The 18,046-nt window shown below is 70.0% G+C and carries 18 protein-coding genes; 11 read left to right on the top strand and 7 right to left on the bottom strand.

What is annotated here, in order from left to right:
* Position 1: 1 nt before the first annotated feature.
* The 3 genes from FLX08_RS33760 to FLX08_RS33750 are packed head-to-tail and all read right to left on the bottom strand — an operon-like array spanning position 2 to position 4,036.
* Entirely contained in the window at positions 2–1,012 is a 1,011-nt protein-coding gene (locus tag FLX08_RS33760; RefSeq protein WP_142624318.1) for an ABC transporter permease, read from the bottom strand.
* Positions 1,013–1,014: 2 nt separating this feature from the next.
* Positions 1,015–2,613 (bottom strand): ABC transporter substrate-binding protein, encoded by a 1,599-nt coding sequence (locus FLX08_RS33755; RefSeq protein WP_167530674.1) that lies wholly within the window; start codon positions 2,611–2,613, stop codon positions 1,015–1,017.
* A gap of 43 nt (positions 2,614–2,656) precedes the next feature.
* The gene (locus tag FLX08_RS33750; protein ID WP_142624316.1) at positions 2,657–4,036 is read right to left on the bottom strand and encodes a serine hydrolase domain-containing protein; all 1,380 of its coding nucleotides are present in this window, start codon (positions 4,034–4,036) and stop codon (positions 2,657–2,659) included.
* A gap of 206 nt (positions 4,037–4,242) precedes the next feature.
* On the opposite strand from FLX08_RS33750, the gene FLX08_RS33745 reads away from it, so the two are divergent.
* Entirely contained in the window at positions 4,243–5,094 is an 852-nt protein-coding gene (locus FLX08_RS33745; protein ID WP_142624315.1) for an alpha/beta fold hydrolase, read from the top strand.
* Positions 5,095–5,136: 42 nt separating this feature from the next.
* Here the strand turns inward: FLX08_RS33745 and FLX08_RS33740 are convergent, their stop codons facing one another.
* On the bottom strand, positions 5,137–5,814 hold the full coding sequence (locus tag FLX08_RS33740) for a DUF305 domain-containing protein (protein WP_244313092.1): 678 nt from the start codon (positions 5,812–5,814) through the stop codon (positions 5,137–5,139).
* A 106-nt stretch (positions 5,815–5,920) separates the two neighbouring features.
* Between FLX08_RS33740 and FLX08_RS33735 the strand changes: the two genes are divergently transcribed.
* Positions 5,921–6,598 carry a DUF3105 domain-containing protein gene (locus tag FLX08_RS33735; RefSeq protein ID WP_142624314.1) on the top strand — a complete coding sequence of 226 codons (678 nt, stop codon included), beginning with the start codon at positions 5,921–5,923 and terminating at the stop codon, positions 6,596–6,598.
* Positions 6,599–6,714: 116 nt separating this feature from the next.
* Here FLX08_RS33735 and ald read toward each other — a convergent pair whose 3' ends face one another.
* Positions 6,715–7,833 carry an alanine dehydrogenase gene (ald, locus tag FLX08_RS33730; protein ID WP_142624313.1) on the bottom strand — a complete coding sequence of 373 codons (1,119 nt, stop codon included), beginning with the start codon at positions 7,831–7,833 and terminating at the stop codon, positions 6,715–6,717.
* 177 nt (positions 7,834–8,010) lie between these two features.
* Here ald and FLX08_RS33725 point away from each other — a divergent pair, with 177 nt between their 5' ends.
* The 3 genes from FLX08_RS33725 (at position 8,011) to FLX08_RS33715 (ending at position 11,243) form a co-directional block, all read left to right on the top strand.
* Positions 8,011–9,639: a SecDF P1 head subdomain-containing protein gene (locus FLX08_RS33725; RefSeq protein WP_425280661.1), complete on the top strand. Its 1,629-nt coding sequence runs from the start codon at positions 8,011–8,013 to the stop codon at positions 9,637–9,639.
* 270 nt (positions 9,640–9,909) lie between these two features.
* The gene (locus FLX08_RS33720) at positions 9,910–10,452 is read left to right on the top strand and encodes a hypothetical protein (protein WP_208761820.1); all 543 of its coding nucleotides are present in this window, start codon (positions 9,910–9,912) and stop codon (positions 10,450–10,452) included.
* A 308-nt stretch (positions 10,453–10,760) separates the two neighbouring features.
* Positions 10,761–11,243, top strand: a complete 483-nt coding sequence (locus FLX08_RS33715; RefSeq protein ID WP_142624311.1) for a hypothetical protein — start codon at positions 10,761–10,763, stop codon at positions 11,241–11,243.
* Between the two features lie 64 nt (positions 11,244–11,307).
* On the opposite strand, the gene FLX08_RS33710 is transcribed toward FLX08_RS33715, so the two are convergent.
* Positions 11,308–12,423 (bottom strand): PIN domain-containing protein, encoded by a 1,116-nt coding sequence (locus tag FLX08_RS33710; RefSeq protein ID WP_142624310.1) that lies wholly within the window; start codon positions 12,421–12,423, stop codon positions 11,308–11,310.
* Between the two features lie 710 nt (positions 12,424–13,133).
* Between FLX08_RS33710 and FLX08_RS33705 the strand changes: the two genes are divergently transcribed.
* The 6 genes from FLX08_RS33705 to FLX08_RS33680 all read left to right on the top strand — a co-directional run bounded on the left by FLX08_RS33705 (position 13,134) and on the right by FLX08_RS33680 (position 17,429).
* A complete protein-coding gene (locus FLX08_RS33705) occupies positions 13,134–13,748 on the top strand; it encodes a recombinase family protein (protein WP_208761819.1) in 615 nt (204 codons plus the stop codon).
* 50 nt (positions 13,749–13,798) lie between these two features.
* Positions 13,799–14,023, top strand: coding sequence for a type II toxin-antitoxin system HicB family antitoxin (locus FLX08_RS33700; protein ID WP_142624309.1), 225 nt, complete (start codon positions 13,799–13,801; stop codon positions 14,021–14,023).
* On the top strand, positions 14,020–14,334 hold the full coding sequence (locus FLX08_RS33695) for a type II toxin-antitoxin system PemK/MazF family toxin (RefSeq protein ID WP_167530673.1): 315 nt from the start codon (positions 14,020–14,022) through the stop codon (positions 14,332–14,334). Before FLX08_RS33700 ends, FLX08_RS33695 begins: the two co-directional genes overlap by 4 nt.
* A 282-nt stretch (positions 14,335–14,616) precedes the next feature.
* A complete protein-coding gene (locus FLX08_RS33690) occupies positions 14,617–15,666 on the top strand; it encodes a coiled-coil domain-containing protein (protein WP_142624307.1) in 1,050 nt (349 codons plus the stop codon).
* Positions 15,667–15,769: 103 nt separating this feature from the next.
* Entirely contained in the window at positions 15,770–16,339 is a 570-nt protein-coding gene (locus FLX08_RS33685) for an RNA polymerase sigma factor (RefSeq protein ID WP_142624306.1), read from the top strand.
* Positions 16,332–17,429 carry a CU044_5270 family protein gene (locus FLX08_RS33680; protein WP_142624305.1) on the top strand — a complete coding sequence of 366 codons (1,098 nt, stop codon included), beginning with the start codon at positions 16,332–16,334 and terminating at the stop codon, positions 17,427–17,429. Before FLX08_RS33685 ends, FLX08_RS33680 begins: the two co-directional genes overlap by 8 nt.
* A 57-nt stretch (positions 17,430–17,486) precedes the next feature.
* Here the strand turns inward: FLX08_RS33680 and FLX08_RS33675 are convergent.
* Positions 17,487–18,046, bottom strand: a 560-nt coding sequence (locus FLX08_RS33675) for a peptidase inhibitor family I36 protein (protein WP_208761818.1), incomplete at its 5' end; no start/stop codon positions are given.

The raw sequence follows: 18,046 nt of genomic DNA, 5'->3' as shown, positions 1-18,046 counted from the left end.
CTCAGCCGTCTCCGATCGCCGAACGGGGGTCGAGCAGCGCGAGCGCCACGTCGACAAGGGTGTTGATCAAGAGGACTCCGACTCCGTAGACGAGCACGGTGCCCTGCACCAGCGGATAGTCCTTCGACGTGATCGAGGAGACGATCGTGGAGCCGAGACCGGGCCAGGCGAAGACGTTCTCCACCAGGACCGTCCCGGCCACGAGCGAGCTCAGCAGCAGACCCCCGAGCGTCAGGGTCGCCGTGACCGCGTTGGGCAGGGCGTGCGTGAGATGGATCCGCACCGGGGTCAGCCGCTTGGCCCGGGCCGTACGGATGTAGTCGGCCTCCATCACGGCGAGCATCTCCACGCGGACGATGCGCGACAGCACCGCGGCGGGACCGATCGCCAGCGCGAGCACCGGAAGCACATAGGAGCCGAGGCCGTCGCGGCCCGCCACGGGGAAGACGTGCGTCTGCACCGCGAGCAGATAGACGAGCCCCACGCCGAACAGGAAGTCGGGGATCGCGCCGAGCACGACACTCGTCCCCGTGAACGCGAGCTCCGTGCGCCGCCTCCTGCCCCGGCGGGTGAGCACCGCCATCCCGACGCCCACGGGCACCGCGACGAGCATCGAGACGACGAAGGCGGCCACGGCCAGCTGGGCCGACGCGGGCAGCCGCTGCGCGATCGTCTCGCTCACGGGAAGGCGGCTGGTGATCGAGGTGCCCAGCTCCCCGTGGAACAGGTGCACCAGATAGTCGGCGTACTGCCGCCAGAGCGGGTCGAGCAGGCCGAGCTCCCGCGTCCGCGCCAGCACCAGGTCGGCCGGCGCGGTCGGCCCGAGGGCCGCCCGCACCGGATCGCCCGGCACCAGATGGATCATCAGGAACGAGGCGGTCACCAGGATCCAGAGCGATATCAGCAGCCGTCCCGTCCGCCGCAGCGCGAAACGGAACCACCTGTTCGCCCACAGGCCGCCCGGCCTGCCGGGGAGGCCGCGCGAGACGGCCGCCGACGTCGTTTCGCTCATCGTCAGCCGAGCATCCGGATGCTCGTCGGGACGACGCTGCCGATGACGTCGAGCATCGCTCCCTTGAGGAAGGTCGGGATCGTGCTGTTGGCGAACGGCACCATGTCGGCGGCCTTGTAGAGCGCCTGCTCCGCGGCGAACCAGTCCTGGCACCCCTCGGCGCCGTTCGCCTTCATCGCCTTCGTGGCGGAGGCGAGGTAGTCGGGGTTGTCGATGGAGGCGAAGTTCGTGCCCTTCGGGGCCGCGGGGCCGGAGACGAACGGCATGACCTGGTCGGGGGTGCTGACGGCGAGCGGCAGCCAGGCGATGTCCCAGGCGCCGGTGCCGAAGATCACGCCGGACGCCTCGGTCTGGGTCTGCTGGGAGGCCTTGACCTCGATGCCGGCCGCCTTCCAGGCCGCCACCGCGAGCTCGGCGGCGGCGCTCCCGCCGGTCCCGAGCGAGTTGGGGAAGAGGAGGGTGAGCGAGAGCTTCTTCCCGTCCTTGACGCGGATGCCGTCCGGGCCCTTCACCCAGCCGGCGGCGTCGAGGGCGGCCCCGGCGGCGGCGGCGTCGAAGGACGGCACGTTGCCGGTCACCGCGTCACCGGTGCAGGCGGCCGGCGGGAGGGCGGCCAGCTGGGTCGCGGGCAGGCCCTTGCCGGAGGTCAGGGCGACCTGGAGCTGCTTGAGATCGACCCCCTGGGTCAGTGCCATCCGCACCGCGGGGTCGGCGGTCGCGTGGCCGTCCGCGTGGTTGTACCACTGCTCGCCGATGAGCGTCTGCGTGTCGGCGGACTTCAGGCCCGCCTGGGTGAGGCGGTCGCGGTCGGGGCCGATGATCTGGACGGCGTTGATGGTGCCGGCGAGCAGCTCGTTGGCGGAGGTGGTCTCGTTCGCGACGACCCTGAAGACCACCGTGGCCGGCATGCCCGTCTCGGCCGTGGTGGCGCCGCCGGGTCCCCACGTGTAGCCCTGGCGGAGCTCGTAGGTGTAGTGGTCGGACGGCACCGCCTCGGTGAGGACGTACGGGCCGGTGCCGTTCACCCCGGCCTTGAGGCTCGCGCGGTTCTTCATGCCGGCGTCGCACACCATCGGCAGGCTCGCGAACGCGTTCAGCACGAACGGCGCCGGCGCGGCCAGCGTGACGGTGACGGTCGGGCCCGAGGCCGTGGCGGTCGCGCCGGCGGGGATGAACACGCCCAGGAACGGGCTCTTGTTGTCCGGGTTCTCGACGTACGTGATGTTGTCGACCACCGTCTGCGCCGTGAACGGCGTGCCGTCCGAGCAGGTGACGCCGTCCTTGATCGTGAAGGTGACCGTGGTGCCTTCGACGGTCCACTTCGCGGCCAGCTGCGGCAGGATCTCGCCGCTCTTGCCGGTGGCCACGAGGTTGTCGTAGGCGAACTGGGTCATGCCGTACAGGGTGCTCACCACCGAGCCCTGTGGGTCGAGGGCGCCCGGGTCCGAGGAGACGTTGATGGTGAAGGTCTTGCCGTTGACGTAGCCCGCGGCACTCGGCGCGGCGGAGTCGGACGCGTCGCCGCCGCAGGCGGCGAGACCGGCCGAGCCGGTCAGCGCCAGAGCGAGCGCCGCGAGAGCCCTGGTACGGATGGGAGTCATCTCATTCCTTTTCCGGGGGGTGGGCCGGAGCCGATCCGAGCTCTCAGGCGCGGGCGACCACACGGCCGTAGTGGATGTACTTCGCGAGGCCGGCGTCGTCGCGTCCGATGAAGGCGAAGAGGGGGTGGATGCCATGGGTCGGCTCGAGGGCGATCAGGGAGTCGCCCTCGAAGTGCACCAGTCGCGTGCGCATGGGCTTCTCGCCGATCTCGGCGATGACGTCCTTGGGCACCCGGTCGAGCCAGATCGCCCCGTCGGCGTCCTGGCTCACGGTGATGTCGTAGATCGTGTCCGAGTAGCGGCCCAGGTAGGGCGCGGCGTCGATCGTCTCCGGCTCGGCCGGCGGCACCGGATGGCCCGGCAGGGTGATGCCGGTGAGCTCCGTGAGCAGGTGCGCCAGCACGTCGGTAAAGACACCGAAGACGCCGCCGCCGTTGGTCAGCAGCGCGATCGCGACGCCGTGCTCCGGCGCGAACCGGAGGAAGGCGGCCTGGCCGATGGTGCCGCCGTCGTGGCCGATGACGGTCTGGCCGTCGTGCTCCTCCATCTCCCAGCCCAGACCCCACGCGCCGCCCATGCCGGTGAGCCGGGGCACTTTCACCTGCGGCCGCTGCATGGCGGCCACGGTGCCGGGCTTGAGGATGACGGAGCCGTCGGGCGCCGCACCGCCCGCCAGGTGCATGGCGACGAAGCCGAGCAGGTCGCGCGGGGTCATCGCGAGCATCGAGCCGGCGGGGGCGTTCGACCGCGCGAGCGCCCAGGCCGGCGCGGCCGTGCTCGTGCCGTCGGGACCGGGCACGTGGCCGACGGCCGCCCGGTGCAGGATGGCCTCGTACGGGCTCGGACAGACGTGGGTGAGCCCGAGCGGCGTGGCCAGGCGTTCGGCCAGCACCTGGTCGAAGGGCTTGCCGCGCAGCACCTCGACCAGGCGGCCGAGCACCACGAAGCCGGCGTTGTTGTAGGAGAAGACCTCGCCCGGCGGGCAGAGCTGCGGGAGGTCGTGAATCGAGGCGACGTACTTCTCGATGGCGTCGTCGCCGCGGCCCGTGTCGGTGAAGATGTCGCCTTCGAAGCCCGCGACGTGGCACAGCAGGTGGCGGGTGGTGATCACGACCGACGCGGTCTCGTCGCCGACGGTGAACTCCGGCAGATAGGTGCGCAGCGGGGCGTCGAGGTCGACCAGGCCGTCGTCGACCAGCTGCATGACCAGGGCGCTGGTCCAGAGCTTGGTGATCGACCCGATCTGGAAGACCGAGTCGGTGGTGGCCTCGACGCCGGTGGCCAGGCTGAGGACGCCCGCGGCCGAGGTGAGCACCCGCCCCTGGGTGAGCACGGCGACCGAGGCGCCCGGCACCTCGTGCTCGGCCACGAGCCGGGAGAAGTTCTCGTCAAGCCAGCGCTGCACGCTCTCCGGAGACATCATGCCGCTGAGGCTAGAGGCCGCAAATGCCGCCGTACTCGGCCGATCGGACAACCAAAATCGCGGGTGATTGTCCGATCGGACAAGCCACGTCCCACGCGACCACCCGCCGGAAGCCGGCGGTTGCGGACGGGGGGAACAGACGGGGGAACAGACGGGGGGAACATTCGTCCAAGACGCCGGCGCGCACCGGCGGCGACAGTGGGCGCATGACTGTTTCCGACGGCAATCCGCGGGTGGACGACGAGACCACCGCGAGTTCGACGCTCTCCCTGGACGACGGCGACATCCACGTGTGCCAGGACGGTCCCCGCGACGCCCCGGCGCTCCTGCTGATCCACGGATCCGCCTCCTCGGCCCGCTCGTGGGACCGGCTGGTCCCGCTGCTGACCGGAGCACATCGCGTCATCCGGATCGACCTGCTCGGGCACGGACTGTCGGGCAAACCGGCCGGCCCGAGCTACGCGGTGCCCGACCAGGCGCGCAGGGCCGGTGAGGCACTCGACCGGCTCGGCGTCGAGCGCGTGATCGTGGCCGGTCACTCCAGCGGCGGCGCGGTCGCCACCGCGCTCGCCGAGCAGCGGCCCGGCCTGGTGGCCGCGCTCGCGCTCGTCAACACCGGGCCCGGCCTGCACGCCTTCATCCCGTCGGAGTCCGCCGTGATCGCACCGTCGCAGTGGCCGCCGACCGACGAGCAGCTCCGCCGCTTCGCCGAGACCGGGTTCAGCCGCCCGGGCTACCAGGTGCCGCAGGATCTCCTGGACGAGGTGCGCATGATGACCTACCACACGCTCGCCGCGACGATGCAGGGGGTCCGCGACTACCTGGAGCAGCGTGCCCTTCCGGATCGGCTGGCGGTCCTCGGCACACCGCTCCTGGTGATCTTCGGGGCGGACGACCGGAGATGGCGATCCTCGTCCGCCGCCGACTACCGCGTCGTACCGGGGGCCGACGTCGAGCTGCTGCCGGGTCTCGGGCACTCACCCATACTCGAGGACCCGGAACGGACCGCCCGCTGCCTGCTGGCCTTCACCGCGCTCCACCCTGCGCGGGCGGACTGAACGAGACCGCCTGACGGTGCCGTAGGAGGCCGTAGGAGAGGGTCACGGCGCGGGGAGCGGCTGGGCTCCCCGCCTGGCCAGCAGCTCCTTCATCGTGCGGATCTCGGCGTTCTGGCCGTCCACGATGTGCTGGGCCAGGGCGCGCACCTCGTCGCGGTCCGACAGCCTGAGCAGGCCCTCGGCCATCTCCACGCCGCCCTGGTGGTGGCGGATCATGAGCTGGAGGAAGAGGATCTCGGCGTCCTTGCCGGTGGCCTGGCGGAGCCGGTTCATCTCCTCCTCGGTGGCCATGCCGGGCATCGTGCCGGGAGCCGGGGCGGTCGCGGCGGCCCCGCCGTGCCCGTGCCCCGCCATCCAGGCCATCGCGGGCCGGTCGGAGCTCTGGTCGAGCCCCCACTGCTGCAGCCAGCCCATGAAAATTCCACGCTGGGTGCTCTGCGTCGTGATGATGTCGTACGCCAGGCTGCGCAGCGCCTCGTCGGAGGTCTTGTCCCTGACGACGAAGGACATCTCGACCGCCTGCGCGTGGTGGACCCCCATGTCCCTGGCGAAGCCGGCTTCGGGGGAGGTGTCGCCGGGCGTCCCCTGCCTGGTGAAGAACAGCACGAGCGCGGCCGCCGCGAGGAGGACGACGACCAGCCCGAGGACGGGGAGGCGGCGCCGGGCCGGGGGAGCGGTCTCCACGGCGCTGTCCTCTGGGACGTCGATGTCAGTGCTCACCGCCCACAGGCTACTCTCCGGGGCCCTCGCCCTGCCCGAAGCAACACCTTTAGCCACTATTCTCCATACGCAGCGGGGGTGTCAGTGATCAGCGGATGGAGGAGCGATGACCAAGGAGAAGTCGCAGGCGAGGCGTGACCACCTCGCCCGCATGCGCGCCGAGCAGAAGCGCAAGGAGCGGCGCGCCGCACTTCTCATGTGGGGAATAGGCGGCCTCGTGATCGTGGTCCTGATCGCCCTCGTCGCCGTCTACGTGGTCAACGACCGGTCGGCCAAGTCGCTCAGCGCCGTCAAGACCTTCACCTACAAGGGCTCCGACCACTCCTGGACGAAGGTCTCCTACAAGGAGAACCCGCCTGTCGGCGGCCAGCACAACTTCTACTGGCAGAACTGCGGCATCTACGACAAGCCCATCCACAACGAGCACGCCGTCCACTCGCTGGAGCACGGCGCGGTGTGGATCACCTACCGGCCCGACCTGCCCAAGGCCGAGGTGGACAAGCTCAAGACCATCGCCTCCGCCGACTACATGCTGCTGAGCCCCTACCCGAACCTGCCGTCCAAGATCGTCGCCAGCTCCTGGAACCACCAGATCGCGCTGGACTCGGCGGACGACCCCCGGCTGCCCGAGTTCGTGAAGAAGTACAAGCAGAACCCGACCAGCACTCCCGAGTACGGCGCGTCCTGCTCCGGCGGCATCGGCACCACCGACGAGCAGCCGCTCCCGCCGCCGCAGGCGGAGACCACGCAGGAGCCGATGCCGAGCACGGCCCCGTCGTCCTGACCGGCCCCTCTGATCGGCACAGCCCTGACCGGCACGGTCTGACCGGCACAGCCTGACCGCAGTCCCGGCCGCAGTCCCGGCCGCCGTGCCGCGGCCGGGACCGCTGTCGTGGTCTCTCAGGGAACCAGCAGGCGGTCCACGGGCACGGCCTCCAGCCCGTGGGCTTCGGCCACCGGGCGGCTCGCCAGGTGGCCCTCGTGGGTGCTCAGGCCGAGGGCGAGCGCGGGGTCGGCGGTCAGCGCCTCGCGCCAGCCCAGGTCGGCGATCGCCAGCGCGTACGGCAGCGTGACGTTGGTCAGCGCGTACGTCGAGGTGTGCGGCACCGCCCCCGGCATGTTGGCCACGCAGTAGAACACCGAGCGGTGCACGCGATAGACCGGGTCGGCGTGGGTGGTCGGCCGCGAGTCCTCGAAACAGCCGCCCTGGTCGATGGAGATGTCCACCAGCACCGAGCCCGGCTTCATCCGTGCGACGAGGTCGTTGCTCACCAGGGTCGGCGCCTTGGCGCCCGGCACGAGCACCGCGCCGATCACCAGGTCGGCGTCCACCACCGCACGCTCGACCTCGTACGCGTTGGACGCCACCGTCTGGCAGCTCCCCTGGAAGACGAGGTCGGCGTGGCGCAGCCGGTCGACGTCGCGGTCGAGCAGCAGCACCTGGGCCCGCATGCCCACGGCGATCGCGGCGGCGTTCATGCCCGAGACCCCCGCGCCGATCACCACCACCTTGGCCGGGTAGGTGCCGGGGACGCCGCTCATCAGCACGCCGCGCCCGCCGCCCTGGCGCATGAGGTGGTAGGCGCCCACCAGCGGCGCCAGCCGTCCGGCGACCTCGGACATGGGTGCGAGCAGCGGCAGCGTGCGGTCGGCCTTCTGCACGGTCTCGTACGCGATGCCGGTCACGCCCGACTCCAGCATGGCCCGCGTGCAGGACTCCGAGGCGGCCAGATGGAGGTAGGTGAACAGGACCTGGCCCTTGCGCATCCGGTGATACTCCTCCGGCACCGGCTCCTTGACCTTCAGGATCAGGTCGCCCTCGGCCCACACTTCGTCCGCCGTGTCGAGGATCACGGCCCCCGCCGCGGTGAAGTCCTCGTCCGGGATCGCCGACCCGATCCCTGCGCCCTTCTCGATGAGGACCCGATGACCCTTGCGTACGAACTCGTTGACCCCCGCGGGTGTGAGCGCGACCCGGTACTCGTGTGTCTTGATCTCTCGGGGAACTCCCACCTTCATGTCTTCACTGTCTGCTCTCGGCCTCCGTATGGGCATCGGTCAACGGGCAACCATTTGGCGGATATTCATGACAAATTGTCAATAAAAGACCGCGTTGAACGTTCCATGGTCGGCCGGTTACCCGCAGTTGGCAGACCTCGGTAGGCTCTGCGAGCGGTGTAAGGGATCGAGGTGGGAATGCACAACGCGCCCGTGCCGGGAGACGAAGAGCCCGGCCCGCGGCCCGGCGGCCTGACATCGGGAGCCGAGACGGCGCCCATGCCCAAGCCGGTCGGCCCCGAGAACCGCGGCGGCGTGCCCGCCCAGACGTCCGGCGAATGGGGCGGCTGGTTCGGCGACACGTCCGGCGGCGCCGGTGCCGCCGCGGAGACGACGACCGTTCTGCCGGCCGCCGGCGGCGAATCAGACGACCCGTACGGCGGGCCCGGCGACCACGGCGGAGGCCGCCCGGCGCCTCCCGCCGATCCGTTCGGCGGCCCGGGTGGCACGCGGGGTGAGTACGGCGAGCCAGGCGGGCCGGACGATCCGCTCGCTGCGCCCGGCGAGCCGCCGGGCAGGCCCGATGATCCGCTCGCTGACACGCTCAGCGGTCCGGTGGGCGTGCCCGGCGACCCTCTCGGGGTTCCGGGCGGAGCGGGCGACCTCCCCGGCGTGCCGGGCGTGCCCGGTGGGCCGGATGACCCGCTCGGCGTGTCCGGCGGACCCACCATGCCGGGTGACCCACTGGGGGTACCGGGTGGAGCGGACGACCCTCTCAACGCTCCGGGTGGGGCGGGCGCCACGCTGGCGATCCCCGGCGATCTCGGTGGCGTGCCCGCCGCCGCCGGTGCTCCCGCCCGTCCCGGCGAGCCGGTGGAGCCCGCCACGCCCGGCGCGCCCGATGACGCGCCCCCGGGTGGAGCCGCAGGGCCGGGTGACAAGCCGCCCGCCCCCGACGGCCCCACGGAGCCGCGGGCGGCGAGGGGGACGACGATCGCCCTCGTCTCGGCCCTCGTGCTCGTGGTCATCATGTCCGGCGTCCTCGGCGCCGTCGCCGTGGTGATGACCCAGAACCCGGACGCCCCGCCGCTCAAGCAGACGCCGGTGCGCACCCTCCTGACGCCCGTGCACTTCGCCCCGGTGACCGGGGTGGGAGCGGCGCCGTGTGCCGGAGCGGACGCGATTCCCGACGACAAGGGCACCTCCTGCTACCAACTCGACCCCGGGGTCACGGTCACGACCGTGCAGAAGATCGAAGAGGTGACGGAGAACGACGGCACCTACTCGATCAGGCTCGTGCTGTCTCCCTCTAGCCAGGAGCAGATCGCGGCCCTCACCCGCGAGACGGTCAAGCAACAGCTCGCGATCGTGGTGGGGGAGAAGGTCGTGGCCGCCCCGCGGGTGGCCCAGGAGATCACCCAGGACAGCCTCGGCATCGCGGGCTTCGAGAAGGCCCAGGCCGATGCGATCATGGCGTTGCTGACCGGGTCCGCTCCCGCCGGCCAGTCGGCTCCGGCCGCCTCGCCCGCCGCCACCGACGCCGGCCAGCCCGGCGGCACACAGCCGGGCGGCACACAGCCGGGTGGCACACAGCCGGGTGGCACACAGCCGGGTGGCACACAGCCTGGCGGGACCCAGCCGGGTGGCACGCAGCCCGGTGGAACGCAGCCGGGTGGAACGCAGCCGGGCGGCACTCAGACCGGTGGCACGCAGCCTGGCGGAACGGTGTACGAGGGCCGGCCGCAAGGGTCGCAGCAGGGCGGCACTCAGCAGGGAGGGGCGGGACAGCAGGGAGGCACGCAGCCCACCCCTGAGGGGTTCCAATGATGACGCATCACGGCCCGGGCCCGCGCCCGCGGACCTGAACCGGCCGACCGGCGGCCGGGGCACGCTCGCCCCGGCCGTCCTCCCGCCCGGCGCGCAGGCCCTGCATGAGCCGGCGGGTGTGAGCTCCTCGCGGTGATTCAGGCGCGCCGCTCACCACAGGTGAGCCGACGGCGTCCGGTGGCTGGTGATCGCGATACCGGTAGGGTCGCCGTCATGCAGCGTATGACCGGTTTGTTGGTAGGTGCGGTTTTTGGGACCGTCTTCGTGTTCGTGAACTCGCATCCACCTCTTGGCCAGGCTCTCGCGCTCGTCCTCCGGATCGCCGCGGCCGTCGCCCTGGCCGGTGTCGTCGCCGTCTGGATCCTCGCCGTCGGGCACGCCAGGTCCACCGGTGCCGAACCCGGCATCGGGGGAGGCGGTGCGGCCGGGAAGATGTTCGGCCTCGGCTTCGCCGTGGTCGTCGTGATCGAAGCCGTCGCGCTGTTCGGCGGCATCGCGGTGCTGCGGGCCCTGGGCCGCCCGGAGGCGAGCAACGTGGCCTGGATCGCTCTCGTCGTCGGCGTCCACTTCGTCGCCCTCGGGCCGATCTGGAGGGATCGGACGATCATGGTGCCCGGTGCGGTCCTCACCGCGCTCGGGGTCGCCGGGCTCGTCATGACCGCCACCTCGGCCGTGGCGTGGGTGCCCGTGGTCAGCGGAGTGCTGTCCGGCGTGACGCTGCTGGCCGGATGCCTGTCCGCCGCAGGGCGCGGCCTGGCCGCCCAGAAGTCCGGCGGTCGTCAAAGGGCAGAACTCACTTCACCACCGCTCTGAAATGGGAAAACTCGCCGTGCAAGGTACAACTTGCAGTTGGTAAACCTCCCCCTCTGCGGTGACCGAATCGATCTCGGACTCGACGTTGCGAATGGCGGATTCCCGGCCATTCCGCCCCGCAGCCCTGTTGATGCCGGAGGACGACGTGCCGCACATCAAGCGGGTGCGGCCGGAATGTCGAGGCCGCCGCATGGCGACCTTGGTCGCCACATCTATGTGCCGAGGCAGCCCGTCCTTCGTCGTAGATCTTGCCGCCCGTCGTCGGCTCCCTCCAGCGTGGAGGCACGGCTTCGGCGAGGGGAGCACAGATGGCACGGGCTCGTTTAGCAGGGGCGGCGCTGGCCATGGCCGTGGTGGTGACCACGACGGTGGCTTGCAGCACCGACACGCCTCCGCAGCACAAGGACCGGTTGCGTAAGGCCGCCGGTGTGGTCGCCTTCCGCATCGTGTGCGTCAAGGACCTGTGGGAGCGGACCAGCAAGGCCAAGTACGGCGACGAGGAGACGATCAACGCCAAGGTCACCCCGGGCAGCGACGGGACGGTGACCGTGCAGCTGACCGGCCCCCAGCTCGTGGACTACCTCAGCATGCTGGAAGACCGGGCCTACAACGACAATCCCGCAGGCGACCCGGTGCAAGGCGATCCTCTGGCCTACCGCATGTACAACGCGATCGCCCCGGTCATCGACAAGATCCAAACGGCGCCCGCGCCCGGTCAGCCCATCCCTGAGGTCCGCGTCGACTACGGGATTGGCACTCCGGCGCCGTCCCCTGCTCCCAGATCCGGATGACTGACCACGTGTGACGCCGGCGACTGACGATCTCTCGGCGCCGCCGTGGTCGAGTGTCCGGCGCTCATGCGTCCTGACGAGTGGAAAGCCGCCGTTCCGCCTTCGGCTGCCCGTTCTTGCGCCCCGGCCGCTGCTCTGGGTCGGGTTCTGGCCCCGGATCCTGGGCGATTTTCACGACGCTGAGGCCGGCGGCGCGCGCCCGCATGGACTGGCTTGTGTCGTAGGTGATGAGCATCACCCGGCGCCCGGCGAGGGGCTCGATACGCAGCGCCGCGTCGACGATCTCGTCGTCTGGGATGGGCAGCCGGGTGTGGCCGGGCGAGTCAAACACGATTTCCACGGTCACCTGGCCGCGTGGGATCCCGCCGTTGTTCAGCGGCGTGTAGTCCTCCGGGCGCAGTTCGCCGGGCTCGCTGGGGTTGCGGAGCCGGTCGTCGAGCACCTGGAGGGTGTGCCTGGCCCGCCATCGTTCATGCTCGCTCTTGGACTTCTTCAGGCTGTCGAGTTCGTCGATCACGATGATCGGCAGCAGCAGATGGACAGGCTCCTGGCGGATGCCCAGATGTCGCCGCAAGTCCATGTCGGCGATCTTGTCTGGGTGCTGGATGAACATCGAGGTGTCGGGCACGACGAACACGCCGTCGCGGGACCAGCGGGCGATCTGGTGTTTCAGCGCTTTGACAGCCGCTTCGAGGTCGGACACCCGCTCGCTGAGTTCGGCGTTGATCACCCGCTGCATGGTGCCCTGGACGAGATGAGCCGTGGTCAAGGGCTGAAGCATCCAGTAGCGGCGGGTGAGGATCAGCCGGTCGAGGTCAGCGGAACTGATCCTCCCCCGCAGGGTGTAGACGGCGTCGTCGACCCACCTCAGATACGTGTCATGCTGCAGGATCACGTCGCCGCCCGCGCCCCTCGCGTTGATCGCTCCTGTGAGGACGCTGGTGAGGGCTTCGACAAGGGTGTCCCGGTCCACCCCGGGACGTGGCGTGATCAGCATTCCCGAATCGTCCCAGAATGTGGACGGCCTATCAGTCGATTTGAGCGGCACAGGTCGAGCGCCGGCGGCAACTCGTGCTGAGCAAGCCAGCATGTCGATCTTGGTCCTGTCGATGTCGAAGGGGTGGCCCGCACACCAAGCCGGCCATGATGACACCGGGCTGGCCCACTTCTTCGTCTCCACCCCCCGACATCCTGCAGCTTCACGGGTGTCGTCGAGCCCTGTACCGGGTGGCGGATGGTGGCACGACGTGGAACGGACCTACGCCTGGGGGAGGGAAACCCGCATTCTTCGGGGCGAAAGAACCACTCGCGCCCGGTGCGCTGCCGCCGGGTAGGGCAGCATCTGCGTGTCGGGTTGCTTCACTGCCGGGTCCGCTTCCCCTCGGGGCGTACGGCCGGCGCCGCCGGATGGCCCGGTGGAGAAGGGACTGAAACGGCATGGAGCCGGCCCGTCGTGAGGGTGATCGCTTCCAGAAGGTCCGCCTGGTGTTGGCGGCCGTCAGGTTCGCCGCCTGGCTGGTGTGGGTCTTCTGGTTCGGCGATCACTAGGGCGCCCGGATAGGGCGCCGGGCCTCCTACCGGCCACGCTTGGATGCCTGGGCAGGTAGGAGGCCCGTCACTGTTGAGATTACGGTGTACGGTTCGCGGTGCCGAGGGGGGGAGCGGTTCTTCCTCTCCCTGGTTTGTGATCCTTCCCTTCCAGCGGGGCAATCGCCGTCCCTGCGGTGGGACGCACCCCCTCTGGAGCGTCCCGCAAACGGTCGTTTCCGGGACGGCACCCGGCGGCCGGGTGCCGGGCCGTGTTCTCCCAAGAACGAGCGTCCCGAAACTCGTCCCGAAACACCCTCTCCGAACATTGAGTTTCGGGACCGTTTTCGGGACGATCTTTCGGTGACCGTCCCTACCGCCCCCGTCCCGGCACCGTCCAACGCCATCCGCGTCGGCTACGCCCGCGTCTCCACCCGCGCTCAAGACCATCTGTTGCAGATGGAGGCGCTGGAGGCCGCCGACTGCCGCCAGATCGTGGAGGAGACCGCCAGCACCCGCAAGGACCGCCCGAAGCTGCAGGCGACCGTTGCGAGCATGAGGCCGGGCGACACGCTGGTCATCTACAAGCCCGACCGCGTCGCCCGCTCGGTGAAGGAGCTGCTGGTCTTCCTCGAAGACGAGCTCGCCCCGCGTGGGATCAACCTGCACATCCTGACGGGGATCTGCGCCGGCCTGCACCGGCCCGGCGGGCAGACCGTCGCCGACAAGATGCTGTTCATGGTCGCGGCGATGGCCGCCGAGATGGAACGCGACCTGATTCGTGAGCGGACCCTGGACGGCTTGGCGGCCGCCGCCGCCCATGGCCGCAAAGGCGGTCGGCCCGCCATGGTCAACCCCGACGCGCTGGCCATCGCCCGCTCCCGCCGCGCCCGCGGGGAGTCGGTCACGGCGATCGCCAAACACCTCGGCATCGGCCGCTCCACCTTGTACCGGGCGCTGGAGGCCGACTCACGGTGAGTCCCCGCATCAGATAAGGCACCTCGCCATATCGGAGTATGGTTGCCTGTATGGCGCATGAGAAGATCACCATAACGCTGCCCGATCACCTGGTCAGGGCTGCCCGGGGGGCCGCCGAGGATGCCGGCCAGTCCCTGTCGGCGTATGTCGCCCGAGCCGTACGCTCGGCTGTGCTCGCTCAGCAGCTGGCGGCCACCCCGCTGCCGCCCGATCCCGACTGGGCCGCGTTCACCGAGGAAGGCGAGCCCGGCAACGGCGGCGAGGTCGCCGCGTGAGGCGAGGCGAGATCTGGAGCATCGAGGGCATCGGCCGGGCCATCGGCAGGGAGAACCGGCTTGTCCTGATCATCAGCCATGACGCTCTGGCGGCTCAGGCGCCGATGGTCACCACGGCGGCCTTGGACCAGACCGGCGCCGCACCGGAGACCCTGGTGACCGTACGGATCACCGAGCCGGTCCCCGCGCTGGTCCGGCTCGACACCATCACCTCGGTCCGCCGGGAGCGTCTGGCGGCCCTGGCCGGCCGCCTCAGCCCCGAGGATCAAGAACGCGTGGACATCGCCCTTCGGACCGCGCTCGACCTGTAAACGGCAGCCGGCGAAACGGCCCCGAGGAAGATCCCCCGGGGCCGTTTCGTATTCGTCGCGCCCTCCCCGAGCGACCGGATTCCCAGGGGCCCGCGGCGTGCTGAGAGCTTCGGCGCGGCCTGACTTCCTCGTCCTGAGGTTCACCTGTCTCCGTGATTGCGCCGCAGACAGGCTTACAGCCTCGAAAATCGGCCGATCTTGCAATCAAGATCGAATAGTTTCGACTTATGGAAACAATTAAGTCTTTCGACTTTCACGAAACGATAGTGGTATGATGGGACTGTGACCGAGAAGACGAGCGAAGAGTCCCAGAACGAGGCCGGCACGCGGGCCTGCGGCTACACCAAGTGCGACCGACGTGTCGTCTACACCGGCTCCGGCCGGCCGCGGGAGTACTGCGGCCCGCCGGATCGGGTGTGGCCGGACGGCAAGACCTGCAAGCAGCTCGCAGCCGAGGAGCGGCGAGCCGCGCAGACCGCCGGAATCGACGGGGCGCTGGCCATGTATGCCGCGACCGCTGACCCGCTGCTGGCCGCGATCGCCGCCGTGCTGCCCGCGCTTAACGAGCACGCCACCGCGCTGACCGAGGTCCGCGACGCCGCCATGGCCCGCATCGGCGAGGCCGAACGCCAGGCCGCCGAAGCCATCGAGGCCGCCCAGCGGGCGGAGACCGCCCGCGCCCAGGCCGAACGCCAGGCCGCGGCCGCCGTCCGCGAGCGCGAACAGGCCGTCGAAGCGCGCAAGGTGGCCGAGCGGACGGCCCGCGACGCCGAATCCGACCGGCGCCGCCAGGTGGAGGCGGCCTGGCGGGAGGTCGTCGAGCACGAAGGCCGGCGCGCGGCCGCCGAACAGCGCGCCAGCGAACAGACCGCCGCCGCCACCCACGCCCACCAGCAGCGCCAAGCCGAATGGGAACGCGCCGAGGCCCTGGCCAAAACGAACCGGGCGGTGGAGAAGGCCAACCGCGAGCTGGAGACCAAACTGGCCGCCGCGATCGCCCGCGCCGAGGCCGCCGAACAGGCCCGCACCGCCGCCGAGGGCCAGGCCGCCGACGCCAAAGCCGCCGCCGCGGCGGCGACCCAGCTCGCCGAGCAGCATGTCGCCGCAGCCGAAAGGCGAGCCGAACAGCTCCGCGCCGACGCCACCCGCGAGCGGGAGACGCTGCGCGAGGCCTTCGAGGCCCGCATCAGCACGCTGGAGGACACCCGAGACGAGCTGCGCCGCCGCGCCGAACGCGCCGAGGCCGACCTAGTGGCGGCTCGCGAGGAGCTGGCCACCGCCCGAGCCGAGGCCGCCCAGCTTCGCGAGCCCCTGGAACGGCCCCAGGACTGAGCGCATCACGCCGCGGCGTCGGAGTCTTCTCGAGCGGGCTGTCATCCGCGTGGCGCTGCCGGACATAGACAGGTGCAGATGGATAGGCGGAGGGCGGGAATGGATGTCAGAGCAGGTGATCAGGTTCACCCGGATTTTCGACACCTGCTACGAGAGCGTGCTGCGCTATGCGGCACGCCGGGTGGGAAAGGACACCGCCGGTGACATCGCCGGGGAGACCTTCTCCGTCGCCTGGCGCAGGATCGAGGACATGCCGCAGGATGACAACGACGCCCTGCCCTGGTTGTACGGAGTTGCGCGGCACGTCATCGCCAATGAGGAACGCCGGGAACGACGAAGCGGGCGGCTCGTCGCGCGGTTGATGCACCTGTCGTGGTCGGGCCGGGCGGCTGCCGGCGACCACGGCGAGGACGTGGTGGGGACGACGGCGTTGGAAGCAGTCCTGGGCCGGATGTCCCCTACAGATCAGGAGATTTTACGGCTGATCGGCTGGGAGGACCTGTCCATCTCCCAGGCCGCCGTGGTCTTCGACTGTTCTCCCGCAACGATGGCCGTTCGTGCTCGCCGCGCTCGGCAGCGTTTCCTCGCCGCCTTGAAGGATCACGGGGTGACAACCACCCCCTCAGATGCGCCGACGTATCGGTCAGCATGGGAGGAGACAGGTCGTGAATGAAGACTTCACCGACGTGCGGCGCTTGATGGCGCCGGTCGACCCGGTGTCGCCACAGACGTTTGCCGGAGCAGCTCGTGATCCGCAGGCACGTGCGACTCTGCAGCGCATCCTTTCTTCATCTCCAGCGGAGGCTTCCGCACAAGGGCCTCAGCTGAGCCGCCGGCGCGTCCTTGTGGTGGCAGGTGGTGCCGTGGCGGCCGCTTCCATCGTGGGGATCGCACGGATGGTTCCCGCCGATCAGCCTGCCGCCCATGTCCCGACCGTCGCCATGCTGTCCTACCACCAGGTGAAGGGTGAGTCACCGATGTCAGGGAGCCTGCCACCCGCGCGTTCGGTTCTGCTGAAACTGGCAGAGGCCGCCGAGCGGCAACCGGATACGGCCAGGCCGGCCAACGCCAGGTACACCTACCTGCAACTCAACGAGTGGCATCTCAACGTCGCCGTCTCCGGTGGGCAGGCCAGCACCGCAGTTGTTCCCACAGTTTCGGAGCTATGGGTCCCGATCTCGGCTACGGACATGGTGCGGCGGGTCGAACGTCCCGGCACCCCGATCGTCATCGGCTACGGCAGCGAGCGGACGGCAGGCGCCGTCGCAAGCGGGGCCCCAAAATCAGACGAACAGCTTCCGCCAGACGCCGTGCTGACGAGCCGGTCGCCGGAGGAACTGCCGTTGGACACGGCTGCCCTTCGACGGGCTCTGCTGCCGACGGGGCGCGTTCCCGACGACGTCCCCGAGGTCGACCAACTCGTCCAGGCTGTCATCAACCTGTCCAGCGAACGGAACGTACCGCCGCGGCTTTCCGCCGCCCTGTGGCGGGTGCTTGCCGACCAGCCGCGCCTTGGGGCCCTGGGTGACACGACGGACAGGGCCGGCCGAGCGGGGGAGGCAATCGCCCTGGACATGACAACCAGGGGCCTGCCCAAGAGGCTGGTTCTCATCATCGACCCGGAAACGGGCCGCCTGAATTCCAGCGAGGAGATCCTCACAAAAGACGCCGGAAAGCTCAACGTGACCATCCCAGCTGTCATCGGCTACAAGCTCTTCCTCCATCAGGGATGGACGCCAGATAACCAGACGACGGCGCGGTGAGCCCCAGAAATGGGAAAGCCTGTGCCCGGTCACTGACCGGGCACAGGCGAGGCAGCATCAGCAGTTGTCGTCTGTCTTGTTGAGGTAGATGTACTCGCTGTACCGGTAGTAGCTGCTCCCGAGGTTCGAGGAACTCGAATGCGCCGAGTAGCACTGCGGGCTGTCGGTGACGGCCACCTTCAGCATGAAGTTATTACCCCGGTTGTTGTAGAAGGAGAGGAAGGGGGTGGCGCCGTACGCCTCGAGGTTCTGCCAGTAGCCCTCATCACGGAACTGGTACCGGCTGCCGGCGAAGCTCGCCTTCGACCACAGGCAGACCCAGCCGCTGCTGCAGTCGGTCTTCGCGAAGGTCGTCAGCACCCCGCACGAGTCGGGGTAGGGGACGGTGACGATGACATTCCCGCCGTCGTACGTGATGGTGTTGTCCCGCACAGTCCCGCCCGGGGCCCGCGCCAGCTGCTTGTTGACGATGGTCTGGAGCTGCTCCTGACAGCGGTCCTTGGCGGTGCTCGCCTGAGCGGGTCCAGTCAGGGCAGTGGTGCCGACGAGAGCGGCAAGCATCAGCGCGAAGACGCCAATGGCGGTGGTGATGCGACGCAGAGGTGAACTCCCCTTAA

This window comes from Microbispora hainanensis (genome assembly GCF_006874475.1).
Classification (GTDB): Bacteria; Actinomycetota; Actinomycetes; order Streptosporangiales; family Streptosporangiaceae; genus Microbispora; species Microbispora hainanensis.
Note: the sequence above shows the minus strand (reverse complement) of the source record. Positions and strands in the feature narration are given on the sequence as shown.